This window comes from Streptomyces sp. NPDC006385 (genome assembly GCF_040612485.1).
GTDB lineage: Bacteria > Actinomycetota > Actinomycetes > Streptomycetales > Streptomycetaceae > Streptomyces.
On the sequence record NZ_JBEXQG010000100.1, the window covers coordinates 1 to 25,326 of the forward strand.

23 protein-coding genes are annotated in these 25,326 nt (G+C 70.7%); 18 read left to right on the forward strand and 5 right to left on the reverse strand.

The genetic code is table 11. The annotated features are described in order from the left end of the window. Positions 1-411: 411 nt before the first annotated feature. The 4 genes from ABZ078_RS40440 (at position 412) to ABZ078_RS40455 (ending at position 6,465) form a co-directional block, all read left to right on the forward strand. Positions 412-1,185 (forward strand): hypothetical protein, encoded by a 774-nt coding sequence (locus ABZ078_RS40440; RefSeq protein WP_356583524.1) that lies wholly within the window; start codon positions 412-414, stop codon positions 1,183-1,185. A 1,567-nt stretch (positions 1,186-2,752) separates the two neighbouring features. Then, positions 2,753-4,132, forward strand: coding sequence for a hypothetical protein (locus ABZ078_RS40445; RefSeq protein ID WP_356583525.1), 1,380 nt, complete (start codon positions 2,753-2,755; stop codon positions 4,130-4,132). Beyond that, positions 4,129-5,463 carry a helix-turn-helix domain-containing protein gene (locus ABZ078_RS40450; protein WP_356583526.1) on the forward strand — a complete coding sequence of 445 codons (1,335 nt, stop codon included), beginning with the start codon at positions 4,129-4,131 and terminating at the stop codon, positions 5,461-5,463. Before ABZ078_RS40445 ends, ABZ078_RS40450 begins: the two co-directional genes overlap by 4 nt. A gap of 357 nt (positions 5,464-5,820) precedes the next feature. Further along, positions 5,821-6,465, forward strand: coding sequence for a hypothetical protein (locus tag ABZ078_RS40455; protein WP_356583527.1), 645 nt, complete (start codon positions 5,821-5,823; stop codon positions 6,463-6,465). 28 nt (positions 6,466-6,493) lie between these two features. On the opposite strand, the gene ABZ078_RS40460 is transcribed toward ABZ078_RS40455, so the two are convergent. Beyond that, positions 6,494-7,411 (reverse strand): IS3 family transposase, encoded by a 918-nt coding sequence (locus tag ABZ078_RS40460; RefSeq protein WP_356583528.1) that lies wholly within the window; start codon positions 7,409-7,411, stop codon positions 6,494-6,496. Beyond that, positions 7,408-7,716 (reverse strand): transposase, encoded by a 309-nt coding sequence (locus ABZ078_RS40465; RefSeq protein WP_179041147.1) that lies wholly within the window; start codon positions 7,714-7,716, stop codon positions 7,408-7,410. Before ABZ078_RS40465 ends, ABZ078_RS40460 begins: the two co-directional genes overlap by 4 nt. A gap of 211 nt (positions 7,717-7,927) precedes the next feature. Between ABZ078_RS40465 and ABZ078_RS40470 the strand changes: the two genes are divergently transcribed. The 5 genes from ABZ078_RS40470 (at position 7,928) to ABZ078_RS40490 (ending at position 13,394) form a co-directional block, all read left to right on the forward strand. Next, positions 7,928-8,635: a hypothetical protein gene (locus ABZ078_RS40470; RefSeq protein WP_356583529.1), complete on the forward strand. Its 708-nt coding sequence runs from the start codon at positions 7,928-7,930 to the stop codon at positions 8,633-8,635. Positions 8,636-8,873: 238 nt separating this feature from the next. After that, a complete protein-coding gene (gene murJ, locus ABZ078_RS40475; RefSeq protein WP_356583530.1) occupies positions 8,874-10,556 on the forward strand; it encodes a murein biosynthesis integral membrane protein MurJ in 1,683 nt (560 codons plus the stop codon). Between the two features lie 398 nt (positions 10,557-10,954). Further along, on the forward strand, positions 10,955-11,224 hold the full coding sequence (locus ABZ078_RS40480) for a hypothetical protein (protein WP_356583531.1): 270 nt from the start codon (positions 10,955-10,957) through the stop codon (positions 11,222-11,224). Continuing rightward, the gene (locus ABZ078_RS40485; RefSeq protein WP_356583532.1) at positions 11,221-11,781 is read left to right on the forward strand and encodes a DUF2892 domain-containing protein; all 561 of its coding nucleotides are present in this window, start codon (positions 11,221-11,223) and stop codon (positions 11,779-11,781) included. Before ABZ078_RS40480 ends, ABZ078_RS40485 begins: the two co-directional genes overlap by 4 nt. After that, entirely contained in the window at positions 11,778-13,394 is a 1,617-nt protein-coding gene (locus ABZ078_RS40490) for an AMP-binding protein (protein WP_356583533.1), read from the forward strand. Before ABZ078_RS40485 ends, ABZ078_RS40490 begins: the two co-directional genes overlap by 4 nt. 225 nt (positions 13,395-13,619) lie before the next feature. Here ABZ078_RS40490 and ABZ078_RS40495 read toward each other — a convergent pair whose 3' ends face one another. Both ABZ078_RS40495 and ABZ078_RS40500 read right to left on the reverse strand, forming a co-directional pair. After that, entirely contained in the window at positions 13,620-14,357 is a 738-nt protein-coding gene (locus ABZ078_RS40495) for a YbhN family protein (RefSeq protein ID WP_356583534.1), read from the reverse strand. A 91-nt stretch (positions 14,358-14,448) separates the two neighbouring features. Next, entirely contained in the window at positions 14,449-14,871 is a 423-nt protein-coding gene (locus ABZ078_RS40500; protein WP_356583535.1) for a heavy metal-responsive transcriptional regulator, read from the reverse strand. A gap of 114 nt (positions 14,872-14,985) precedes the next feature. On the opposite strand from ABZ078_RS40500, the gene ABZ078_RS40505 reads away from it, so the two are divergent. The 8 genes from ABZ078_RS40505 to sigE all read left to right on the forward strand — a co-directional run bounded on the left by ABZ078_RS40505 (position 14,986) and on the right by sigE (position 23,018). Then, entirely contained in the window at positions 14,986-15,198 is a 213-nt protein-coding gene (locus ABZ078_RS40505) for a heavy-metal-associated domain-containing protein (RefSeq protein ID WP_356583536.1), read from the forward strand. 249 nt (positions 15,199-15,447) lie between these two features. Then, positions 15,448-17,766 carry a heavy metal translocating P-type ATPase gene (locus ABZ078_RS40510; protein WP_356583537.1) on the forward strand — a complete coding sequence of 773 codons (2,319 nt, stop codon included), beginning with the start codon at positions 15,448-15,450 and terminating at the stop codon, positions 17,764-17,766. Positions 17,767-17,898: 132 nt separating this feature from the next. Further along, positions 17,899-18,486 (forward strand): hypothetical protein, encoded by a 588-nt coding sequence (locus ABZ078_RS40515; protein WP_356583538.1) that lies wholly within the window; start codon positions 17,899-17,901, stop codon positions 18,484-18,486. A 213-nt stretch (positions 18,487-18,699) separates the two neighbouring features. After that, positions 18,700-19,038: a hypothetical protein gene (locus ABZ078_RS40520; protein ID WP_356583539.1), complete on the forward strand. Its 339-nt coding sequence runs from the start codon at positions 18,700-18,702 to the stop codon at positions 19,036-19,038. Continuing rightward, positions 19,031-19,465: a hypothetical protein gene (locus ABZ078_RS40525; RefSeq protein ID WP_356583540.1), complete on the forward strand. Its 435-nt coding sequence runs from the start codon at positions 19,031-19,033 to the stop codon at positions 19,463-19,465. The genes ABZ078_RS40520 and ABZ078_RS40525 overlap by 8 nt, the downstream gene beginning before the upstream one ends. A 25-nt stretch (positions 19,466-19,490) precedes the next feature. Beyond that, a complete protein-coding gene (locus ABZ078_RS40530) occupies positions 19,491-20,405 on the forward strand; it encodes an FAD:protein FMN transferase (RefSeq protein ID WP_356583541.1) in 915 nt (304 codons plus the stop codon). Then, positions 20,360-21,907: a 2Fe-2S iron-sulfur cluster-binding protein gene (locus tag ABZ078_RS40535; protein WP_356583542.1), complete on the forward strand. Its 1,548-nt coding sequence runs from the start codon at positions 20,360-20,362 to the stop codon at positions 21,905-21,907. The genes ABZ078_RS40530 and ABZ078_RS40535 overlap by 46 nt, the downstream gene beginning before the upstream one ends. Positions 21,908-22,304: 397 nt before the next feature. Then, positions 22,305-23,018 carry an RNA polymerase sigma factor SigE gene (gene sigE / locus ABZ078_RS40540; protein WP_356583543.1) on the forward strand — a complete coding sequence of 238 codons (714 nt, stop codon included), beginning with the start codon at positions 22,305-22,307 and terminating at the stop codon, positions 23,016-23,018. A 758-nt stretch (positions 23,019-23,776) separates the two neighbouring features. Here the strand turns inward: sigE and ABZ078_RS40545 are convergent. Further along, positions 23,777-24,421 (reverse strand): class I SAM-dependent methyltransferase, encoded by a 645-nt coding sequence (locus ABZ078_RS40545; RefSeq protein WP_356583544.1) that lies wholly within the window; start codon positions 24,419-24,421, stop codon positions 23,777-23,779. 306 nt (positions 24,422-24,727) lie between these two features. Here ABZ078_RS40545 and ABZ078_RS40550 point away from each other — a divergent pair, with 306 nt between their 5' ends. Then, on the forward strand, positions 24,728-25,057 hold the full coding sequence (locus ABZ078_RS40550; RefSeq protein WP_356583545.1) for a hypothetical protein: 330 nt from the start codon (positions 24,728-24,730) through the stop codon (positions 25,055-25,057). The last annotated feature ends 269 nt before the right edge of the window (positions 25,058-25,326 follow it).

Here is a 25,326-nt window from a genome sequence, read left to right on the forward strand (position 1 = left end):
GTCCTGGGAGGTGCCCTGGAACTCGGCCGGGTAGTCCATGGAGCCGACGCCCATGATCACCATGTGGTCGGCGCCTCCGCATTTCTGCCTGCCCTTCCGTGAGCAGAGAGTGCAGTCGAGTAGGCGCCTTCGTAGTTACATCAGTAGTTCTATAGGGATGCCTGTAGGGATCTCTGTAGCGATGTCTGTAGGGATCTTGGTGCGCTCCTATGTTCGTATCGTTCGGCCCTCTTGAGTGCCTCGACTATGACGCGACGCGACACGCAAACAGCTCGGTATAACCGGACAACTCGGACGAACGCCCAGGCGGAGGCGAAGAATCGAGGGGGAACGGTGTCGCGTCGTGACACGAGAACGGGCCGCAATGCGCTACGGTGATCCACAGCCTGAAGGACACACACTGGAGACGCCTTGTCCGCCTACGTGCAGCCGGCCGTTCTCGCGAGCACGGCCAACGTCAACCGCTCCTGGGTGACCAAGGCCGCCCAGCTCGGCCTCGTGAACTCAAGTGCGCTCGACGGGGAAGACGTCATTGTCGTACGTGTGTTCGCTTTTGTGGATCAGCTCGTCTGGCCGGGCAAGAAGCGCTCTCGAAGCGAAGCTCGGGCGATGGAGCCCTGGGTGTCGCTTGCGGTCAACGCAGCGCGAGATGCAGCACGTGACACTGCCACCAAGTTGGACTCAATCCTGTGGATCACCCCTGAGGGCGTTGAGGTAACCAACGATTTCGGTGCCCACACGGGATTTGTCCTCGCGCACCAGCGGTCCAACTTCGTTGCAGTCCCGATCGGCGAATGGATCGCTGAACTTCCACCGAACCTCGAAACCATCTTCCACTGGCCGCGCAAGATCTTGGACACCACGATCACTGTCCAAGACACGGAGATCGCTCTCCTGGCCTTCAGCACCATTCCCCAGCAGGTCACGGTGTTTGCCACATCAAACACCGCATTCAACGAGGCCACGTACCAGAAGGTGCAGCAGCATGTGTCGTCGCAGCACCCAGGCTCAGCGATCCGAGTCATCGAGCACCAAACGAAGGGTGCACAGTCTCGTTGGTCCGAGCTCTATGGCCTTCCGGACGGTGGGCTCATTCGACGTCCTGTGGACGACATAAGCCTTCGCAACGAGTACGGGCCCCAACTCAAGCACTTTGGCCGGCGTCCTGACCGGGAAACAAAGTGACTCGCCGGGCATTCCGTCGAGAAGCCAGCAGCCGGAGTCGACCGCGAAGCATTGGCTTCCGGAACGCTCCGCTAAGAAACGCCCTGCGGGGGCTCATGTAGCAGGACGGCCCGGGATCTGCGGTCCCGGGCCACTGCTGTTGTCGAGGAGGTGAGGCACAACCGACATCCCTAGCTGAATCACGTCGCATGCCCGGCTGTTCTGCTACGGCCTAGCGGGCCGGGTGGCGATGACGGACGTCCTTGTACCTCCTCGACTGGAGCAGATCATAGCTACCCGTACGAGGGTCGGCTCAGTCATGCCTGAAGCAGGCGGAAGCCTACCCAAGAAACCCAAAACTGCAGGGCGAGCGCCGTCGATCAATGACGTCTCGTCAGTGTCTCCGCGCCTGCCCGACCGACCGGGTACGGCCCTGCAACTGGGTCGCGGCATGGGGTTCCGGCTGTTGACGGCCGTCCGCGCTCTGCTTGCCGATCCCAGGCTCGTCGGCCGCAAGGATGTTGTGCGTCTCGGCACCCTCGTGCTGATGGCGAAGGCCAGCCATGGCAGCTGCCGTGTTGAGATCACGGCACGGGAACTGGGTCGCTGGCTCGGGGTGTCGGAGTCGACCGTCGACCACGAAGTGCTCAACGTTCTCCGTGACGTTGATGCCGTCGCTGCGCGTGTGCTGCGGGGCGGTGACGGCCTGCCGACCGGTGTCGAGTATCGGGTGGAGGCTCTGTGGGAGGCCCGACACGACGTCGGCGCACCGTTGAGGTTGTCGAAGGCCGAGTTGGCGACGCTGCTGCGTTTCTTGGAGGGGTTGTTCGCTCCGGGGTGGGGAGAGCAGTGCGCCACGCCTCCTGGTCTGCTGGCTAGAAAGGGGCGGCGGGGGAGGGGTGCGGCCTCGGATCGGCTGGCTCTGGTTCTGCTGGCCTTGCATGCACGGCCGGACGGGCGGGTGCCGTTGGTCGGTGGCCCGTTGGCGAAGACGGTGGCTCGGCATGGACGGGCGGCGGCAACGCTGGCGCGGATGCTGGGTTGCCGTGTGCCGGTGGCCGCGACGGTGCTGGGTCGGCTCGTGGCAGCGGAAGCGGTGAAGGTCGCGCCTGGTCGACTCGTGGTGCCGGCGGTGGCGGCCGCGCATGGGTCCGCGGCCGCGGTCCGGGACGCTGCCGAGCTCGAGGGTTCCGCATCTGCTGATCCGGCGTCTGCCAGTGATGCGGCGCGCTGCGTTCGATGTGCCGGGCACGAAGAGGCCGACGTCCTTGTGGTGGAAGGCGATGAGTGGCGGCAGCTGTCCTGGGCTGACCTTGAGGGCGTCGAGGAGGGTTCCGGAACTGCACCCAGGGGTCTCGACGGCTCTGGTAGCGATCTTTTCGCAGGTCAGACCGTCTTTGAGACGTTCGAGGCGAGTCGTGCTGCTGCAGACCCTCACACCGACCACGCTGTGGTGGCTGATGTACGTCGTGAGGGTACTGGAGGTCTCGGGTTTTCCGGCGAAGCCGCGTCGGGGTACTGCCGTCAGCCGGTACGCGCGTGCGAGGGCGGGAACTCCCCAGCGCTGAAGGATGGTCTCCAGGGTGACGTGACGGTCGTCGACGGCGGGGCCATCCCGCTTCGCGGGGAAAAGCCTGATCTGCTGCTGGAGGAGGGGGAGTCGGGTTCGTGGGCCGCGGCGTCGACGCTCGAGGCGTGGCGGGATGCGTCGGGGGGTCCGCCGCCGGTGTGGGCTCAGGTGCCCAAGGGGCTGGAACGGGTGCTGGAGCCGGTGGCCATGGTGTGGGGCCGGCTGGACCGGCTGACGACGCGGCGGTACGTCACGAGGGTGGTGCGGGCGCGGCTCGGCGAAATCTCGGGGGCGTGCGGTCCGGAGGTGGACGCCGAGCGGATCCTGCGGGAGCGCCTCAAGCGCCGGTTGGCGGAGCAGGGCACGGTGCCGGTCACCGACCCGGTGGGCTGGCTGGTCGGCCGTGCTCTACCGCGCCGGGCGGTGTGTCCGGATGGCCGGTGCGACGACGGGCGGCGGATGGACACGCGGGCCGACTGCGCCGCCTGCCAGATGCTGGTCCTGGACGGACGGGCGCTGCGTTCCCGTGCCTTCGCCAAGGCGACAACGGCTCTGGCCGGCGGCCGGGTTGACCGGCCTGGGTTCGAGGCGGAGCTCAACGCGTGCTGGCAGCGGGAGGCCGCCGCCGCGGCGGTGCGCCGCGAGGAGGCCGTCCAGGAGCGGCACGCCCGTGAGCGGGTCTGGGCCGAGCAGCGGGCCCGGCACTCGGCCCAGGAGGCCGCCCGGCAGGCGCTGGCCTGCACGGTGTGCGGGAAGCCGGAGACAGCCGGGCTGTGCGGCCGGTGCCGCGACGAGCGCCGCGTCGAGGAACTGGTGGCCGAGGCCGTCGACGTGGCGGTGGCCACCTGGGGCATGGGCGGCGAGGCGTACCGGCTTGATGCCGTTCGCCGGACCGAGCGGGACATACGGGGCGCGGTCGAACAGGCGGTGGCGGACCTGCTGGCTGCGGGCGGTGGCGTGTTCGCCGAGTCGGTGGCGCTCGCGGCGCGGCTGGCCGCGGAACTCCAGCTGGGCGCACTGCAGCGCCGGGCCGTGAACCGGTTCGCCTACCAGCCGCAGGCCCAGGCCGAGTACGAGAAGGTCTTCGCCACGGAGATGCGGCGCAGCCACCTCCACGACAGCGTCGACGAGGCCCGTGAGGCCGCTGAAGAGGCCGCCCAGACGGCGCGGTTCAACACGGCGCACGCGCTCCTGGACGAGCGGCTGCGTACGCTGCGGGCCGCCCGGCCGTCGGCCGAGGCGGATGCCGAACCGGACTGGTACGCGCAGGCGGCCGCTCAAGTTCGTGGCCTGATCCGGCCCGCGCCGCCGGAGCGCGCCGTGTCTGTACGACGGCCCGCGGCCTTGCCGGGCTCGCCGGCAGGTGCCCGCGGGGCGCTGGCGGGGGTGGGGGCATGAGCCGTCCCGTGCGCGCCATCGCGCACCGGCCGACTCGGCGGCCGTCGTTGGCCGAGTGGGTGGAGGGGCTGCCGGGGCTGTCGGGGCGGGCTCGCCGGCTGCTGCTGGAGGGCGACACCGAACGTCGGTACGCGGGCAGGACGGCCGCCGATTCCGGCTACCGGCTGACGATGGCCCTGGCGGTCGCGGTCTCCCAGCCCGGCCGGGAGTGGACCCTCGCGCAGTGGTGGGAGGCCCTGGTGCTGCGCCCGACGGCGGGCGGCGCCTGGGCGCGGTCGCTGCGCTCGCGCAAGGGGGAGCGGTACGCCGAGGGCAAGCTCGCCGGGATGCTCGACAAGGCGCGTGCTTTCGTGGGCACTTCGGGCGCGATCGTGTGCCGGGCCGATGCCATGGTGGCGATCGCCCGCCTGCGGGCCGGCGTGGAAGCCGTCGTGTGGCCGGGGCCCGGCGGCGGCACCGACCTTAAGAACCTCACCGCGCGGCTGCAGCTGGCCGAACAGGCCGGCGGGCTCGAGCACGAGGTCTCGGTACGGCAGCTGGCCGAGCTGATGGGCTGCGCCCGCTCGACCGCGGAAGCGAGCAACGCCCGCCTGCGTGCGGCCCGGTGGCTGATCCTGGTCGCGACTGGCACCGGGGAGCACAGCTCGACTTGGTCCCTGCGGATCCCCCCGGCAGAGCCTGAAGATCAGGAGTCGTGTGCGCGCCCGGGACACCGTCCAGCCTCGGGGGAGAGGGGGGCAGGGGGTGTCCCGGACGTGCACACGGGGCGGGAGGTGAGCACCCGCGCATTGGGCGCTGTTATGGGTACCGACGCCTGTCACCACTACGCCCACGGCACATCCGGTGCCCGGATCCTCGCCGCCCTCGACCCGCTCGACGGCGCCGACGTCGCGCACCTGGCCTCGGCGACCGGCCTGCACCGCACCACGGTGCGCCGCCGCGTGGACAAGCTCGTCGAAGACGGTCTCGCCGAGGAAGCCGACGGCCTGGTCTACCTGCCCCGCCACCTGGCGGCCGACGAAGGCCTTCGCCCCGAACCCGACCAGCTCGAGCACGTCGCCCTCACCCGGGGCACCGCCGGCCTGGGAGAGCGTCGCCGCAAACGGCACGGAGATCAGCGGCGCCGGTACCGGCAGTGGCTCACCGAACGCACGCAGCACGCCGTCGAGCGGCGCCGGTCCGACCGGCCGCGGCTGCGACTGGTGCCCGAAGGCGTGGTCGACGAGACCACGGGAGAACTCCGCGACACGGCCTGGCGGGGCTGGATCGTCGACGACCCGTACCGCCCAACCTGGCCCGACGACGGATCACCCGAGGCAGTGTGCAAATGAGCCCGCCAGCAGGCCTTGCTTGCGGCCCTGCGCCGCTCGATCGTGGCTGCGCGGCGGTTCGGCCCTCACCAGAGCCGACTCCCGACAGCCGGAGGACGGTTGGGTGAGGACGGCTTGGCGACGGCTCGGTGTGAGGGCATGGCCGGGACTTCCAATGATCCTGTGGTCAGGCCCGGACGAACGGGCTCCGGATAAAGGCGGATGCCGTACGCCTCAAATACTTCGGTGGCGAGTTGCCGCAATGCCGAGGTGAAAGACGCTGCAGTGGCACCGTCACGGGTGGTCAGTGTCAGCGTCTTTCCCCGACTCCCCGCCCCTAGGGTAGGTACACCCGGACGGGAGGACGGTGAAGGACCGGTGCGTCGACGCAAGTTGCTCGCGGGCTTGGCGGCCACGGCCGCCGCCCCATTGCTCGGGAGCGGAACCGCGCAGGCCGACGAGGCCCTGCTGGGCGAGCTGCTCGTCACCCGGCTCCGGGACGCGATGCTCGGACTGGGGACGGCCGCGGCCGCGCCATCATCGCCCGAGGCGCTCGCTACCGACTTCACCCGCGCGCTCGCCGACTTCGACGCCTGCCGCTACGCCTCCCTGGCCGTGCGCCTGCCCCGCCTCATCCGCGCCGGCCACGCGCTCTCCACCAGCGGCGACGACACGGAGCAGCACTCCCTCCTGGCCAAGGGCTACCTCCTGGCCACCCGCATGCTCGTGAAGATGGACGAGCAGCAGCTCGGCTGGATGGCCGCCGACCGCGCACGGCAGCTCGCCCAGTCGGCGGGAGACGTCCTCGCGGTCGCCGAGTCCGCCCGTCAGCTGGCCGTCCTCGCCAGGAAGGCGGGATGGCACGATCAAGCGCTGTCCCTCGCGCTCTCCGCCGCTGATCACCCGGATCTCCGAGGCACTGGACGCGCCGGGGCCGCGGTCCGCGGCCTCCTGGTCCAGACCGCCGAAGTCGTTGCAAACGCCGTGTCCCACACAGGTCGTGTCGCTTTACAGGAGGGCTGAGGTTCCCCCGTTGCTCGGGAGTCGCTGATCAGCTGGTCAGAGCGGGTTGACGGGTGTTCAGGTTCGTTGGTTCGGCCGTCGCCTGCTCGGCGTAGTACTTCTCCTCGAACTCGATCGGGCTGAGGAAGCCGAGCCGTTCCTGGATGCGGCGGGAGTTATAGAAGCCGTCGATGTACTCGAAGAGCGCGAGGTTCGCCTCGGCCCTCGTGGTGAAGGTGCGCCCGCGGAGGCCCTCGGTTTTGATGAGCATCCAGAGGTTCTCCGCGAGGGCGTTGTCGTAGCTGTCCCCGACGGACCCCATGGATGCTTGAACTCCCGCACGGACAAGCCGGGTTGTCAGCTTGATGGACGTGTACTGGCAGCCGTGGTCGGCGTGGTGGATGAGCTTGCCGGGCTCCACCTCGCGCGAGGCGAGGGCGTACTCCAGCGTGGACAGCACCAGGTCGGCGTCCGCGCGGGCGGACGTCTCCCAGGCCACCACCCGGCGCGAGAACGCGTCCCGGATCGCGGACAGCCACAACGGCCCCTCACCGGTCGAGATCATCGTCAGGTCGGTGACCCACAGCCGGTTCGGCGCGGGCGCGGTGAAGTCGCGTTCGACCAGGTCCGGGGCGAGCGTGGCCTTCGGGTCGCGACGCGTGAAGCCCTTGCGCCGCGGGCTGATCCCGGCGATGTCGGCCTCGCGCATCAGACGCTCGACCCTCTTTCGGCCCACGCGGGTGCCCTCGCGCTTCAGCACGGCGTGCACGCGCGGAGAGCCGTAGATCCCGCCGGACTCCGCGTGGATCTCCTTGATCCGCTCGGTCAGCTCGATGTCGCGGCGCCGGTGTTCGCACGGCTCCTTCTCCGCGCGACGCCAGCGGTAGTAGGTCGAGGAGGGGACGTGCAGTTCCCGAAGCACGCACTCGACTCCCAGGCGGGGATGCTCGTCAACGAGCGCGGTCACCTGGGCCGGGTCGGGTCGAGTTGCGCCGCGAAAAAAGCCGAGGCCGTCCGCAGCACGTCGTTGGCCCGCTTGAGCTGGACGTTCTCCCTGCGCAGCGCGACGAGCTCCGCTCGTTCGTCGGTGGTCAGCCGGTCGTCACGCTCGCCGGCATCGGCCTCGGCCTGGCGGATCCAGCCGCGCAGGGCCTCCGGATGCACACCGAGATCGACGGCCAGCTTCTTGATCTGCGGCTTCGGCTCCGTAGTGCGGTACATCCTCACCGCACGCTCACGCAACTCGAGCGAGTATTTCCTGGGTGCAGCCATGGTCACTGGTCCTCTCATGAGTCCCATCTGACCCGCTGTCAACTCTCTCCGCATCCCGGGGGAACCTCAGGCCGAGTCGCGCCCTCATGTTGCCTCGTACAGGTTCATCGTGTTCCATTACCCGGCCTACTGTGTGGCTGAGATCACAGTGGAGCTGGAAGGGAGAGGTGGTCTGGCGCCTTCCTTGAAGCCGACTATACGTTCGCTGCTCATGAGTTGGACTACTACGCTCGCCGTGTTCGGTGCGGCCACGGGTGCACTGGGAGTGACTTGGCAGATATTGAGTCATCGCCTCACGGGTGGTCGGGTTCAGGTTCTTGCGCTGCGTGAACAGCGCGGCCGCGACTGGGTGGTGTCGACATCGGTGATCAATGTCGGACGCCAGGATGTCTCCCTGATCGGATACACGGTCTGGTTAGAGCCCGGCGGGATGTGGTGGAAGCGGATCAAGTGGAAGGTGCGGATGCTGCCTCGGTATGGCTTCGCTCATGTTCGGCGTATCCTCATCACCGTCCCGCCCTCGCTGAACATCACCGGCAAGGCGTGGCTGCGCGATGACCAGGACAGTGTCCAGTTCCCCCTGGTGGTTCGAGCTGGCACCACGCTAAGAATTCCGAACGTGGCTGTGGGCTGGGCTTCAGATTCGAAGTTCCAGCCGCGGGTGGCGATCCACCTGGGCTCAGGGAAGATCGTGCAGGCCGAGGTGCTGGCCACAGACGCCTTCGAGCCGATAGACATCACCACCGAGTACGACGTGGTGGCGCACATGGAGATCGACGTGCGATCAGACGCGCAGGTGCTTGGCCCGGACAGCTTCCCGGGACGACCTACCCGGATCACCACCAGTGTCCGCAGTCGTGGCGACGGCCGGCTGGATGTGGCAGTCTCTGCCGCCGACGCGCTTGATCACGATAGGTAGCGCAATGGGTCGAGCAGCGCTCGTCCGGGTTGGAGCATGGGGGACGATGTGCGCGGAGTTTCTGCGAGGCGTGCGCGGCCGAGTGCGACGTCGACGACTGCCGGGCCTGTGCCGAAACCGGCCGCAGCTGCTTTCGGAAAATGCCCGTCTGTGCACGTCAATGGTGACGCGGTCTTGCAAGGTTTCATCCGCTGCGCGCCTTGAATCCCAAGGATTTTCCTGGGCGTAGGGTGTCGCCATGGTGGAGGGGAGGAGTGACACGACGCAGATACCGTCGCCGGGGCGCAGGGCAGGAGGACGGCACGCGGCCCGGCGCGCGGCGAAGGGAGGGCTGGCCCGCTCGTCCCTGCTGATGGCGCTGGGCACCGTCGTATCCCGGGCGACCGGGCTCATCCGTCAGGTGCTGCAGGCCGCGGCGCTGGGCACGGGCCTGCTGGCCAGTACCTACAACACGGCCAACACGGTCCCGACCAGCCTGTACACGCTCTTGATCGGCGGTGCGCTCAACGCCGTGCTGGTGCCGCAGCTGGCGCGGGCGCGGGCCACGCACATGGACGGCGGGCGGGCCTTCGAGCAGCGCCTGGTGACCCTGGTGGTGTCCGTGCTGGGCATCGGGACCGCTCTCGCGGTGTGGGCGGCGCCGCAGATCGTGGGCCTGTACATGCGCGACACCGCAGACCGCCACGAGGCGTTCCATCTGACCGTGGTCTTCGCCCGGTTCCTCCTGCCGCAGATCTTCTTCTACGGGCTGTTCAACATCTACGGCCAGGTCCTCAACGCCCGTGAGAGGTTCGGGGCGATGATGTGGACCCCGGTCCTCAACAACGTCGTCCTGGTCGGTATGTTCGGCGCCTACCTGGGGCTGATGACCGTCCCCGACCGAGTGCAGGACATCACCGCCTCCCAGGTGCGGCTCCTGGGGATCGGCACCACCGCCGGCATCGCCGTACAGGCACTGACACTGATCCCCTTCGCGCGGGCCGCCGGATTCCGATTCCGGCCGCGGTTCGACTGGCGCGGCACCGGCCTGGGCTCCAGCGTCCACGCCGCGAAGTGGACCCTGCTGTTCGTCCTGACCAACCTGGTCGCCCTGACCGTGATCACCAATTACGCCAACGCCGCCGACCAGCAGCTGCCGAAGGCCGGCGTGGGCTACACCGCGTACACCTACGCGCAGACCATCTGGATGCTGCCGCAGTCCATCGTCACCGTCTCCCTGGTGACCGCCCTGCTGCCCCGCATGAGCACGGCCGCCGCCGAGGACCGCATCCCGGACCTGCGCGCCGACCTCTCCCGCGCGCTGCGCGTCAGCGGCGTCGTCATCGTGCCCGCCGCCTTCCTCTTCCTCGCGCTGGGCCCGCAGATCTCCGCGCTGCTCTTCGCACACGGCGCGGCCGACGCCGCCTCCGCCCAGCCGCTCGGGTACATACTCCAGGCGTTCGGGCTCGGCCTGATCCCGTTCTCCGCCCAGTACCTGCTGCTGCGCGGTTTCTACGCCTTCGAGGACACCCGCACCCCGTTCTTCATGGCCGTCTGGATCGGGGCGGTCAACATCGCCCTGGCCACCGCTTCCCACGTGCTGCTGCCCGCGCGCTGGGCCGTGACCGGCATGGCCGGCGCCTACAGCCTGGCCTACCTCGCCGGACTCGTCCTCACCGCGCGGCTGCTGCGCAGGAAGGTCGGCGGCCGCCTCGACGACGGAGCACTGCGCCGTACGTACGGCAAACTGCTGTGCGCCGCGGCCCTGGCCGCGGCGCTGGCCTGGGCGGTCGCCCGCGCCTGCGCCTCCGCCCTGGGCTCCGGCACGTGGCCTACCGCTGTCACCCTGGCCGCGGGAACGCTCACGTTGGTGCTGGCCTACCTCGCCCTCGCCAAGCTGCTGAAGGTCAGCGAGCTGCGGCGTCTGCCCGGACTGGGGTGAGGGATCCCGGCCGGCATGCCCGGAGTGGCAGCGTGTGGGTCCCTTCGCCGGGCAGTGCGGCGCCGGAACAGCGGGCACTCCGGTTGCGACGGTCGCCCGTGGGCGCCGGGCGGAACACAAGGGGCCGGGGAGGTGAGCGCCAGCCACGGGAACGGGGCCGACGACCCACGGTCCACATCAATTGCTGATAACGCCTTCATCAGCCCTTCACAGCGTAGCGCCATGATCTGCTGATGAGGCGGTTTCGTCCGCCGAGCACACCGGCACTTCTTCGCCCGGCCACTCAAGGTCTCGCACACAGCCCGCCGAAAGCCGGCGGCAGCCCTATCTCTCAGAGGTTCCGCGGCCCGGAGACGGTGCCGGGCGCAACGCCAGACAACAGGAAGAAGGAAGGGAACATGTCGAATCTTCTTGCAGCGGCGGGCGGCGGCCTGGCCGGCGGCGGTCTCTTGCTCGTGCTGTGCCTGGTGGCATGTCCGCTGATCATGGGCGCCATGATGTGGTTCACGCGCGGCCGCGACGGTGGGTCGCAGACGCCGATGGGCAAGCCGGGCGTGCGGGCGACCGCGTCTGCCAAACAGACGGAGTTGGTTCGCCTGCGAGCTGAGATCGATCAGTTCCGGGCCGCCGAGAACGACGCCCGCCGGGTGGAGAAGCGGTCCCGATGAAGCTGCTTGTGCTGTTGGTCCTCGTCGGCGTGGTGGTGGCGGTCTCCCCGTTTTGCCTGCGCCCGATGCTCCGAGGCAGGCATCCGGTTCCCACCCGGGAAGGCCACGGTTCACCTTCCGTACGTTCAGGCGCCGCAACGGCGGACTTGGACTCGGAATTGCGGCGCGCCCGAGCCGAGCTGGCCCGGCTGCGGAGGCGGCGGGGCTGGCCGGACGCGCCGACTGCGACGGGCGGAGAGCGCCTGAGTGCGCCGGTCGCGGTGGCCGGATGGCGGCGGTATCTGCCGGTGAACATGTCCCGGGCGGAGCAGGTGGTACGAGTCGCAGCGGGGCTGACCATCGCGGTGATCGCTGTGTTGGTCCTGCCCCACACGGTAGGCGGCTGGCGAGTAGGCCTGGCGGTGCTGAGCGGCCTCACCGTAGTCGATCTCGTGGTGAGCGGGTTGATCGGCCACTGTCCGCTCCATCGGTTCCTGCGGATGCCGTGGGAACCCGGGGGGCGGAACGTGGGGACGCCGCTGGCGTCGGCCGCGCCGACCGACAAGGTCTCACCGTGACCGGCCTCGGGCGGTGGCTGGTGAGTCCGGCTGGGCGTCGGCGCACCTGGGGTGCGGGCTGCGCGCCTTGGGGGCTCCTCGCGGAGGCCGCCGCCGAGGCGCACGGTCGTGTCCCGCTGTGGCTGGATCGTCCATTGAGCATCGCGCCCGGACTCGGCGTCAGTACCGACTACGCGTCCTTCGCCGAACTCGTCGTCGAGACCTCTGGATCGCTGCATGAGGCGGGACTGGCCCGGGGAGACGTGCTGGCGATCGTCAAAGCGCACAACATCGACGTGATCGCCCTGGCACAGGCGGCCGCACGGCTCGGCGCCGTACCCGCACTGCTCGCCCCCGACTTCGCCCCCGACACCATTCGCACCCTGCTGCACCGGCTGGGCAACCCGGTGACCGTCGCCGACGACGCGGCGATCACCAGGAACGGCCTCGCATTCCCCGGGCTGACCCGACGCCTGATCAGCGTGGACGGCCCCGACGCCGGCGGAACCGCACTGGACCAGTACCGCGGGCACCGCGTCCCGCCGCCGGCACCCCGAGCCGAGCACGAACTCGTGGCCGTCACCCACACCTCCGGCACCACCGGAGTGCCGAAGCTGATCTCCCACAGCGGCGCAAGCCTGGCCGGGCAGTCCCTCGTGCAGGTCCTCGGCGGTCGCCTCCTGCTGGGCCGCCGCGACGTCATCGCCACCTGCCTGACGACGGCGCACGCCCGGACCCTGTCGGGGCTGGCGACCATCGCAGCCCTCGGCCTGCCCCACCTGGCCATGGTCGATCCCGACCCGGCCTCCGCAGCCCCGCTGATGGCACGCTACCGGCCAACGCTCATCGAGACCTTCCCCAACGTCTTCACCCGCTGGGAAGCACTCGCCGAAGACCCGGCCGCCCCGCTCGCGAATGTCCGGATCTTCCTGTCGACGTTCGACGCGGCCCATCCGCGGACCATCCACCGAATGCTGGCCTCCTCACGCCGACGCCTGCCCGTCTACGCCCAGGCATACGCACAGAGTGAGACCGGCGCGATCGCACTGAGCTTCCGCCTCTCCCGACGACACGCCGGCGACGCGCGCCACGTCGGCTGGCCGGCTCTGGCATTCAACCGGGTACGCCTCGTCGATCCGAGCACCGGCGCAGTGCTGCGCCGTCCCGGCCGCACCGGCGCGATCGAAGTGCGCGGCCCCGGTCTGTTCCCCGGCTACCTGGCCGAACCAGAACGGACGGCACAGGGATGGCACGACGGCTGGTGGCGCACCGGAGACCTCGGCTCGCGCCGGATGGACGGTGCCGTGCGCCTGCAGGGCCGTGCCGTCGACGCGGTGGCCGCCATCCCGGACTACCTGGCCTGGGAGGACGTCGTGCTCGCTCGCCTCGAGGAACTGGACGAGCTTGTGATCCTGGCCGACCCCTCCGGCAGCCCGGTTGCGGTCGTGACCACGCGGGGCGACCGGCCGCTGGATGCCGCCCGCTGGGCCGCAGCCACCTCTGACATTCCCGGCTTGGGACCTCCGCTGGTACTGCCCTGGGAACAGCTGCCCACCACAGCGACGTGGAAGGTGCGCAGACCCGCCCTGCGCGACCAGCTCTTCCCCCACGACCGCACCACGGGCGGCAGCTGAAACCTTCCCGTGGGCCGTGGGTACCGACTTCGGGAAGCGGAGGTGCCGCCTTCTGGGAGCACGGTCCGCGGCCCTCGTGATCAGTCCGGCGTCGGCACTGCCGGCACAACGCGTTCACGCCGTGGCGTCTCGGCGCCGTCGTGCCGGGAAACCATGGCCGGCACGACAACGGCGACACACGTATCGACGTCAGGCGGCGCGTCCCGGTCCTGATACGGCCCTCGTTCAGGGGCCGGTGCGGGCAGGCGGCCCTGCGCGCAGGCTCACGCCGAGCCAGGTGGCCCAACCGATCGGCTGCAGCACCCAGTAGCTGGAGATCCGGTACAGCAGGGTTGCCGCGATGGCCTGGTCCGGGCGCAGGCCGTAGGAGAAGAGCAGCGTGGTCAGGCTCACCTCGATGACGCCCAGGCTTCCCGGGGGGCAGGCGCAGGCTGCCGGGGATCTGTAGGCGAGCAGCAGCCCGCTCCAGGGCACGCCGATACCCAGCGCCCACAGGCTGGCGGCCAGACAGTCCGCGTCGAACGTCCAGTTGAGCAGCGCGAGGCCGAAGGGCCGCATCCAAGGCCTGAACCCGGGCTGCACGCTGCGGGCCTGGTCCACCAGCCGTTTGAGCGCCTCCTGGACCCGGTGGACGCGCCGGGACCGTCGGCCCGCGCGCATCCAGGCCCGTTGGGCCGCCGCTCGAATCCTCGCGGAGCGGGTCAGCGCGAGGAGCGCCGGGCCGAGACTTGGCGAGGAAGTCGTCGGCAGTGAAGTGGTAATGCTCCGGGTGGCCGAACGGCAGCCGGTGGCTGGGGCGAGCCAGGGCGTGCGAGGTGACCTCGTCGAAGACGAACACCCCGCCGGGCTTGAGGACGCGGGCCATCTCGGCGGCAGCGGAATGCCGGTTCGGGGACGTGGTGGCAGATCACGAAGTCGAACCTGCCGTTCTCGGCTCCGATCCGGGATCGCGGCATCGCCCACTTCGAGGCGCCGGCACCGGTACCTGGTGTGTCGGGCGCGCGGCGACGGCTGACCTCGTTGGTACCCGGTCAGGCGAGTCTGCGGCGCGTGGCTAGAGGGCCGCCGGGGTGTCGGTGGGCTCGGTTTCGAGGATCCAGCAGACGCCGGCGTTGTCGTGGTCGGTCGGCTGCCCCTGGTCGGCGTGGGCGAGCAGGGTTTCCAGGTGGGTTTCGAGGGTGACGAGTTCGGCGATCTGGGCGCGTACCTGGTTCAGTCGTTCGCTCAGGACGCGCCTGACATGGCCGCACGGGCTGTCACCGCTGTCGTGCACTGTGAGGATCTGCCGTACTTCCTGCAGGGACATGCCCGCGGCCTGGCAGCGGCGGATGAACCGCAGCCGGTCGGCGGTCTCCGGGCCGTAGTCGCGGTGGCCGCCGTGGGTGCGTGCCGGTGGCGGCACCAGGCCGGTGTCCTCGTAGAAGCGGATGGTCTTGGTGCTCGTCCCTGTGAGCTCGGCCACTTCGCCGATCTTCATGGCGCTCCCCTCTTGCACTTCCAGTGGACTGGAAGTGTAACGCTTGGTGCGTCCAGGGGGTCCCTGGCCGCGACCGCTGATTGCGGCGGTCGTCCCGATAGCGAGGAGCGTTTGATGAGCGAGTCCACGTACGCGGTCACCGGCATGACCTGCGGCCACTGCGCCGATGCCATCACCAAGGAGATCACCACCATCTCCGGTGTGCAGAAGGTCGACGTCGAGGTCGAGGCGGGCCGTGTCACCGTTTTCAGCGACAGCCCGCTGTCGCTGGAGGACGTGCGGTCGGCCCTGACCGAGGCCGGCGACTACGAGCTCGTCACCTCCTGACGCACCCCGGGAAGCAGCGGGGCCGCGACCCTGACATCGGGGTCGGACCGCTCGTGACGCGGGCGGTCCGGCGTGCCCGCTGACTGCGGTCAGGCGTCCGGGCAGTCGGCCGCCCGCAGTCCGTGCGCGCTCGCCGGGACCGCATTGATCCCGGCGAGCCGCAGCGGGACCGGCCCCGCTGCGGCCTGACGCTGTCCCGAACCCCTTCGACCCGTCCCCCTGAGTCAGGCATAGAAAGACGAGCCCCGCATGACGACCACGACCATCCAGCTGCCGACGGTCGAGCCACCCGACAGCGACGATCCGGCGCAGACCGTCGATCTGTCCATCACGGGGATGACCTGTGCCTCGTGCGCGAACCGGATCGAGCGGAAGCTGAACAAGCTGCCCGGGGTGAACGCGTCGGTCAACTTCGCCACCGCCAGCGCCCGCGTCGCCTACCCCGACGACGTGACGCCGCAGGACCTCATCGCCACAGTGAAGGCCACCGGGTACGGCGCCAGCATCCCCGCCCCGGCGGGCTCCGCCGAGACCACGGCGAACGGCGGCGCATCCGGTGACGGGCCGGCCGGCGAGGAGGAGCGCCATGTACGGGCGCTGCGGGACCGGCTGCTGGCCTCGGCGGCGCTGACCGTGCCGGTGGTGCTGATGTCGATGGTGCCCGCCACCCAGTTCCGGTTCTGGCAGTGGCTGGCCTTCGCCCTGGCCTCGCCGGTGGCGCTGTGGGGGGCGTGGCCGTTCCACCGGGCCGCCGCCCTGAACCTGCGCCACCGAGCGGTCACCATGGACACGCTCGTGTCGGTCGGCGTGCTGGCGGCCTGGGTCTGGAGCATCTACGCCCTGTTCTTCGGCGGTGCGGGCGAGCCGGGCATGAGCATGGGCTTCTCCCTGATGCCCAGCTCCGGCGGACACGGGTCCGCCGAGATCTACCTGGAAGTGGCCGCGGCGCTGACCGCCTTCATCCTGGCCGGACGCTACTTCGAGGCCCGCGCCCGCAGACGGGCCGGCGAGGCCATCCGGGCCCTGATGGACCTGGGCGCCAAGGACGTCACCGTGCTGCGCGACGGCCGTGAAGTACGGGTGCCGATCGAGCAGTTGGAGGTCGGGCACGAGTTCGTGGTGCGGCCCGGGGAGAAGATCGCCAGCGACGGCGTGGTCGTCGAGGGCACCTCCGCGGTGGACGAGTCACTGCTGACCGGTGAGTCCCTGCCGGTCGAGGTCGGCCCGGACGACCCGGTCACCGGAGCGACCGTCAACGCCGGAGGCCGGCTCGTCGTCCGCGCCACCCGGGTGGGCACCGACACCAAGCTCGCCCAGATCGCCCGCCTGGTGGAAGATGCACAGACCGGCAAGGCGGAAGTGCAGCGCCTGGCCGACTCTATCTCGGCCATATTCGTCCCCATCGTCATCCTGCTGGCCGTGGAGACACTGGCCGCCTGGCTGCTCCTCGGCTACCAGCCGAACATCGCGATGACCGCGGCCGTCGCGGTGCTCATCATCGCCTGCCCGTGCGCGCTGGGACTTGCCACACCGACCGCGCTGATGGTCGGCACCGGCCGCGGCGCCCAGCTCGGCCTGCTGATCCGCGGCCCGGAGGTGCTGGAGTCCACCCGCCGTATCGACACCATCGTGCTGGACAAGACCGGCACCGTCACCGAGGGCCGGATGCGCCTGGCCGAGGTGATCGCGGCGGAGGGAGAGGACCGCGAGGAGATCCTGCGCCTGGCCGGCGCGGTGGAGTACGCCAGCGAGCACCCCATCGCCAAGGCGATCGCGGACGCCGCCGAGGATGAACTCGGGGACCTCGCACCGGTCAAGGAGTTCGCCAACCACGCTGGCCGGGGCGTCACCGGCACCGTCGACGGACACCAGGTGCTCGCCGGCCGGGCCAGCTGGCTGACCGAACAGGACCTGGAGATTCCCTCCGCACTGACCCGCGCCCAGCAGAAGGCCGAACGGGCCGGACGAACCGTCGTCTTCGCCGCCTGGGACGAGAAGGTGCGGGCCGCGCTGGTGGTGGCCGACACCGTCAAGGCCACCAGCGCCGAAGCCGTCGCCCAGTTCAAGAAGCTCGGCCTGACTCCGGTGCTGCTCACCGGTGACAACACCGCCGCCGCCGAACACGTCGCGGCCGAGGTCGGCATCGAGAAGGTCATCGCCGAGGTCCATCCCGAGGACAAGGTCGCCGAAATCAAGCGGCTCCAGGGCGAGGGCAAGGTCGTCGCGATGGTCGGCGACGGCGTCAACGACGCCGCAGCCCTCGCCCAGGCCGACCTCGGGCTCGCGATGGGCACCGGCACGGACGCGGCGATCGCCGCCGCCGACCTCACCCTGGTCAAGGGCGACCTGCGCGGCGCCGCCGACGCCATCCGGCTGGCCCGCAAGACGCTGGCCACCATCAAGGGCAACCTGTTCTGGGCCTTCTTCTACAACGTCGGTTCCCTGCCCCTGGCCGCGCTCGGCCTGCTCAACCCGCTCATCGCCGGGGCCGCGATGGCCACCTCCTCGGTGTTCGTCGTCACCAACAGCCTGCGGCTGCGCCGCTTCCAGCCCACCAACCGCCAGTAGCCGCCGGGGATCCCCCGTACGGGGCAACCCGTACCCCACGAAGACACCTAACGAACTAAGGTACTTGGGAGATATAGGACGCTCCCCGGACCTCACCACCACGCGCACACCTATAAAGAAACGGATGAACCCATGGCCAGCATCAAGCACCGCACCGCCCTCGCCATCGCCGCGGCGGTCGTGACCGTCGGGGTCACCGGCGTTGCCGCCACCGCGGCGGTCGCCGGCGGCGGCCCGGACACCCCGAAGGCTTCCCCGACCCCGTCGGCGTCCTCGGCTTCCCCCAGCCCCAGCACCCCTGCGCAGGGCAACGGCAACCCGGCACCCGGCAACGGCAACGGCAACGGTATGCCGGACAACGGCATGGGCGGCCAGAACGGCGGCATGAACATGAACGGGGGCATGGGCATGGGCGACATGCAGGGCGGCATGGGGATGGGCGACATGAATGGCATGGGCATGGGGGGCATGGGTATGGGCGGCCAGGGCGGTATGGACATGAACATGCAGATGAATCTGGAGGCCATGCGCATGGGCATGATGTCGGGCGTCGAGATGGGCATGGGCATGCAGATGAATCAGGGCGGAACCTCCGCCACGCCGTCTCCCTCCGCCACGCCCTCTCCCAGCGCTTCGCCGTCCCCTGACGGTTCCGGGCAGCAAAACCAGAACAGCAGCGGCAGCGACAGCGACAGCATGAACGGTATGACCGGGAGCTGACCGTTCGCGGGCGTCGCTGACGGGGAGTGAGCCCGCCGTACGGCGGGCTGGGATGCCCGGCGCTCGCCGACGCGGGGGCGCGGTGGGTTGCCGCTGCAGACCGGAAGACAGAGCGGGCACATGGCCGCTTCATTGGCTCTTCATCGCGAGTAACTAGCGTCGTACACGGATCGTCTGAGAGTTCGTCAGCTGGAAGGGAAGGCTGGATCGCGTATGGGTACAACCAGTTCGGTCATCGGAAGGCTGGGGCGCCGTACCGTCCTGGCAGTTGTGGGCGGGGTCGCCGTGGTCGCGGCGACGGTGGCCATCGCCACCGCGGCGGTGGCCGGCGGCGGACCGGACACACCGGCTCCCTCGGGCACCTCGTCTTCCCCGTCGGCGTCGTCTTCGCCGGGCAAGGAAGGCGACGGCACTCAGCGCGGCGACGACGCTTGGGGGCGTGGCGGGGAAGGCTGCTGCGGGGAGAACGGCCCAGGGTGGAACGCCGGAGACGACGGCATGGAGATGGGCAGGCGCCACATGGAGGACGGCATGGGGATGGGGGATGGCTGACCGGCAGGATGCCGCCGATGAGCAGGACCGCCGTACGGCGGTGCGGGTGGGTGTGGCCGCCGCCAGCCTGACCGGCGCCATCGTGCTCACCGCGGTTCTGGTGGCAGGCGCCCAGTCGTCCACCGTGTCGGCGGCACCCGTGGCCGCCGACACCCCCGCCCAGTCGGCGGCGTCGCCAGGCAGCCAGACCGGGGCGTCCGCACCGACAGCCGCAACCCCAGCACCGGCCCAGACCCAGGGGACGCCGTCCGCTCCGGTGACGCGCAGCAGCGGCAGCGGCTGTGGTGGCAAGAACGGCACATCCCCGCCGACCGCCGCGACCCCGGCACCGTCCCAGTCCCCGCCCCAAGGCCAGGGCCAAAGCCAAGGCCAAGCCCCGGGGCAGGCGATGCCGTCGGCTCCGATGACACGCAGCAGTGGCAGCTGAGGCATCGGAGGCACAGTTTGCGGTGATGGGCAGTACCGGTCACCTGCTGGTGGCCGGTGCCCCGGAACTCGTGACGCGGGCGCGCTCCCGGCTTGACGAGCTGGAGTCGCGGTGGTCCCGGTTCCGCGCCGGCAGCGAACTGTGCCTCCTCAACGCCTCGCCGGGCCGCTGGGTCCAGCTCTCCCCGCCGACGGCCGCACTCGTGCGCCAGGCCGTACGGGCGTGGGAGGTGACCGGCGGCCTGTTCGACCCGACCGTGCTGCCCGCCCTGGAATCGGCCGGATACACCCACAGCTTCGAGGCGCTCCCGCACGAAGGGCCGACCGGCCCGGCCTCCGTCCCCGCCCCTGGCTGTGCGGGCATCGAGATCCAGGGGGACCGGGTCCGCCTGCCTGCGGGGGTGCGGTTGGATCTGGGCGGCATCGGCAAGGGGTACGCGGCCGACCTGGTCGCCGAGGAGCTGGTGGCTGCGGGCGCCGCCGGGGTCTGCGTCAACCTGGGCGGCGACGTACGGACGTCCGGTGCCGCTCCCGGCGCCGACGCGTGGGTGGTGGCCGTGGAGGATGAGGCCCGCCCGGGCACGGACCTGGCGTGGCTGGCCCTCACCGACGGCGCGGTCGCCACCTCCACCCGGCTGCGCCGCCGCTGGCGGCGCCAGGAGCGGGTGTTGCACCACCTCATCGATCCGGGCAGCGGAGCGCCCGCCACCAGTGACGTGGCCAGCGTGAGCGTGGTGGCCGGCGAGACGCACTGGGCGGAGGTGCTCGCGAAGGCGGCGCTGATCGCCGGGCTGCCCGCCGGGGTGGCACTGCTGGAGACCCATGGGGTCGCCGGCCTGCTTGTGACCGAAGACGGCACGGCGCACCGCGCCGGGCCCTGGGAAAGGTTTGTGTCGTGGACTCCCAACTGTGGTGGTACCTCGCCCGCGTCGGCGGGCTGACGTCCTGGTGGCTGCTGTCGGCCACCGTGGTGTGGGGGCTGCTGCTGTCCACCCGGGTGCTGGGCCCGAAAGCCGTGCCGGGGCGCCTGCTCGACCTGCACCGCTTCCTGTCCGCGCTCTCCCTGGTCTTCCTCGGAATCCACCTGATCGGCCTGCTCGCCGACTCCTTTGTGGACATCGGCCTGATCCAGATCCTGTTCCCCTTCACCTCCGACTACCGGCCGGTGGCGGTGGCCTGGGGCGTGATCGCCCTCTACCTGATCGCCGCCATCCAGACCACCTCCCTGCTCAAGAAGCGCATCCCACACCGGTGGTGGCGCTACGTCCACACCACCACCTTCGCCATATTCGTCCTGACCACCATCCACGCGCTCACCGCCGGGACCGACGAGGCCGTGGTGCGCTGGACCACGCTCCTCCTGTCCGCGGCCGTGGCCTTCCTGGTCATCTACCGGCTGCTGATCGGACGGCGCACCGACGCCGGCAGCCCTGACGCACCCGCTGCGGCGGGGCGTCCGGCCGAGCTGCCGGTGCGCCGTGATGCCCCCGGATCCCGCGCGGTCGTCGTCAGCGAGCTGTCGCAGGCCGCCGACGGCGTCATGGCCGTGGAGCTCGCCGCCGCGGACGGCGCGCAGCTGCCCGCGTGGGAGCCGGGCGCCCACGTCGACCTCGTACTGCCCTCCGGCCTGATCCGCCAGTACTCGCTGTGCGGTGACCCGGCCGGCCGGGAGACCTACCGCATCGGCGTCCTGCACGTGCCGCACGGGCGCGGCGGCTCCGCAGAAGTGCACAACCTGCGCGAAGGACAGCGGATCGCCATCAGGGGCCCCCGCAACAAGTTCCCGCTGGTCCTGGCGAACCACTACCTCTTCATCGCCGGCGGCATCGGCATCACCCCGATCCTGCCCATGGTCCGCGCGGTGGCGGCGGCCGGACGGGAGTGGCGCCTGGTCTACGGCGGACGCTCCCGCGCCACCATGGCCTTCGCCGATGAACTCCTCGACCTCGGCGGCGACCGGGTCCAGCTGGTCCCCGAGGACACCGACGGCCTGCCCGACCTCACCGCCGCAATCGCCGACACCCCGCCCGCAGCCGCGGTCTACAGCTGCGGCCCCGAACCGCTGCTGGCCGCCCTGGAGAAGACCATCGCGGACTTCCCCGACCGGCATCTGCACACCGAACGCTTCGCTGCCCCCCGACCCGCCCCGCAGGAGTCCGGCGCCCCCGACCAGGCCGGGGAGTTCAAGGTCGAGCTGCGGCGCAGCGGACGCGTGCTGCCGGTCCCGGCCGACCGCAGCCTGCTGGACGTCATCCGCGAGGCGGTTCCCGACGCCCCGTCCTCCTGCGAGGAGGGCTTCTGCGGCAGCTGCGAGCTGCGCGTCCTGGACGGCACGCCCGACCACCGCGACACCGTACTGTCCGCCAATGAGCGTGACCGCCGCGATGTCATCTACCCATGCGTCTCCCGCGCCCGCAGCCCGATCCTGTCGGTGGACCTGTGACCCGCAAGCAGCACGGCGCTCCCTGACCGGCCGGAAGGACCGGCGGGCCGGTGCAGCCGCCGTTGCCTTCGGGAGAAGCACATGACCGCTTCACGGGGCCTTCATCCCCTTCCGCATAGCTTTGTCCTGACGGCCCGACGGTGTTCACCGCAGGGACAGGAGAAGCGTTGCAAGGAGCAGTGATGAGCCGCGACCACAGTCGTCAGGGCGTGCCCAAGGCCGCAGACGCGGCAGACGCGCCCGGCACCGAGAACCCTCCGCAAACCGCGGGCCGACGAGCGGCCGACGTCGTACCGGCCGCCGCGCGGACGACCACGTCACGGCACCACGCGCACGCCCTGTCGTGTTTTCCGACCTCGGGGGCACCCACGCCTCAGCGAGCCGGGAGGAGGCACCGATGACGCCAGAGGCCATCGCGGCCCCCGCCGCAGCCCCGGACCGCTTGCCGGACGACGAGCCCGGCACCCCCGAGCACTCCGAGGCCGATGCCGCCGTTTGCGCCGGTCAGGCGTGGACCGTGCCGAGCTGGGACGAGATCGTCCGCACCCACGCCCACCGGGTCTACCGGCTCGCGTACCGGCTCTCGGGCAACCAGCACGACGCCGAGGACCTCACCCAGGAGGTCTTCATCCGGGTCTTCCGGTCCTTGTCACGCTACAGCCCCGGCACCTTCGAGGGATGGCTGCACCGGATCACGGTCAACCTCTTCCTCGACATGGTCCGCCGACGCTCCCGCATCCGCTTCGAGTACCTGGCCGACTCGGCCGCCGAGCGCGTACAGGCCGTGGAGCCGAGCCCCGCACAGGCCCACCATGACGCGCAACTCGAGCCGGACGTACAGGCCGCCCTGGACGCCCTGCCCGATGAGTTCCGCACGGTGATCGTCCTGTGCGACATCGAGGGCCTGCCGTACGCGGAGATCGCCGCCACCCTCGGCGTGAAGGTCGGCACGGTACGCAGCCGCATCCACCGCGGCCGCGCCCGGCTGCGCACCGCCCTGGCCCACCGCGCCCGCCGCGGTACGCAGACGACCGCTCCCACCGGCTTCCCCGAACCCCACGCCGCCCTCCCGCGGGCGGCTGACGGAGCACCAGTGACTCAGACGGCCTGACAACGCTCGGTGGACACCGTCTTCCCCCACTGCCTTCCCCGACGCGTCCACGGCAACGAGCCGCCGGCTCCCGCTCACCTTCGGCCCCCGGGACCTCAAGGCAGCCGCGTGACCTGCGGCGCAGTGCCGATCCCCGCGACGCGATGGCGTCCACCCCGGCACCGGCTGCAGCCCCCGCCCGCGGCCCCTGCCCGGCTGCCGCCGTCACCGAGCAGGCGATCGGCCACACCTGTCCGCATCCGCGACCGCAGCGCCACGGCGCCCGGCCGCCGCCGCATACGCCCTGCCGCGCTCCTGGTGGAGCGGCCGGTCTCGGCTTCGGCGGCCTGTATGGCCGGGCTGCCGGTGTCCGGTGAAGACACGCATCCGCGACCGCAGCGCCACCATGGACACACGTGCGGCCGGTTTGTCTCCGGACAGTCGGGCAACCGTCGCCCGCACCGCGCGGACCGGGGGCGACCCGCTGGCCGTGATCGGCTGCCATGCCCATCGGCGGGTACCCCGACGTCGACCGGTCATCCGATGCCGACGCGGCCAGAACCCGCGCGGTGCCGGTCCGGACGGCCCTGCTCTCGGCACGGGTGCGCCGGAGGTCGACGGCCCGGGCAATGCGGCTGCAGGGGCCACGTAGGTCATGGCAATGACTGGTCCCGCGCGTCCCTTGTCATCGTGCGTCCTGGCGGACGGCCAACCGGCCACGCCCGCATGGCGGCTCGCGGAGCTGGTGCGCATGCGCGTCCTCAAGGCCGCCCCGTGGCTCAACGGTGCGCTGGGACCGCGGTGCCCGCGACGAACGGTGCGATGAGCGGAATCCTCGGCAGCGGCTTGAAGGTCTGAGCGGCCTGCAGGGTGAATCCGGCCGCGTTGAGGTTGGCCACGGTGTCGCGGTTGGGGTGGCACCCGGCGCCGAAGTGCCGCACCAGCGGGGTGATCAGGTCCTGCGCGCGGGCGGCGAGACCGGTCGCGCGGACGTGCTCGAGGAACACCAGACGGCCGTCGGGTTCGAGGACGCGGCGGATCTCGGCCAGGGCACGGGCCGGATCAGGGACCGTGCACAGCACCAGCGTGCACACCACGGCGTCGAAGTGCCCGTCCGGGAACGGAAGATCCTCCGCGGCGGCGTCCACGACCTCGACCGGTACGCGCGCCTGGCCGAGCTTCGCCGCCAGCTGGGCCCGCATCGCCGCCGACGGCTCCACGGCGGTGACCTCGACGGCGGCCCTGAAGTGGGGCAGGTTCGCTCCGGTGCCCGCGCCGAGGTCCAGCACCCGGCCGGTGAGAGCACCGACCAGGGCGGCGCGGCGCTGCCCGGCCCACCCGTGCTCGGCACGGGCGGTCAGCCGGTCGTACCAGGCGGCGAATCTCAGCTCGGCGCGGGACTGGGTGCCAGGGCCAGGAGTCATGGCGGCGACTCCTTCCGGCGCATGCGGACAGGGCACGTACGACATATACAACGCCGCCGTGGACAGCGCGCACGCACTGGGGCGGGCGCGCCGCGTGGGGCGGCGTTCGCGACGCAGCGCTCAGGCAGGGCGGCGCGGGCCAGGCCGAGGGCCTGGCGGCCCTCGCTCGCCTCCTGCACGTGCAGCGTCGCGTTCGAGGCAGTCGCGGCTGCACAGAGCCCCCACATCGGCGCTTCACGGCCCCTTCACACCCCCTGACTAGCGTCGATGACGCAAAAGCCCCCGCTTGGGACAAGGAGCGAACCAATGATCAAGCGCAGGACCATCGGCCTTGCCGCCGCGACCGTCGTGCTCGGCGGCCTCGGCGCGTACGGCGCCACCGCGTTCGCCGCGGACTCGACCCCCACCCCCAAGCCCTCCAGCTCGCAGAGCTCCGAGACGGGGCGCCACACGGACAGCGACGGCGATCGGGAGGCGATGATCCGTCACTGTACGGACCAGCTGCCGACGGACGACCGCGCCGAGGCGCGGCAGCAGATGGAGAAGATGATGTCCGACGGCATGATGTCCGACTCGATGACGGGCGGCTCGATGATGGGCGGCGCCTCCGAGGACGGACACCACGGCATGGGCTGACCGCCCCCGCGCAACGGCAGGCCGTCGCATGAGCGGCGCCCCTCCTCAATGCCGGACCGGCCCCGGACAGCACGCGGGACCGGCTCGGCCGTCCGCGCCGGCAGGGCGCATCCCCGCCCCCAGCTGTTTGCCCTCACTCGAAGCTGATGTGACCTGATGAACCTCGCCTCTGTGCCGAGCCCGTCCAGTCCCTACCTGTACCTCGGGCCGCTCATGATCCACTGGTACGCGGTCATGGTGATCCTTGGTGTGCTCGCCGCCGTCGCGAT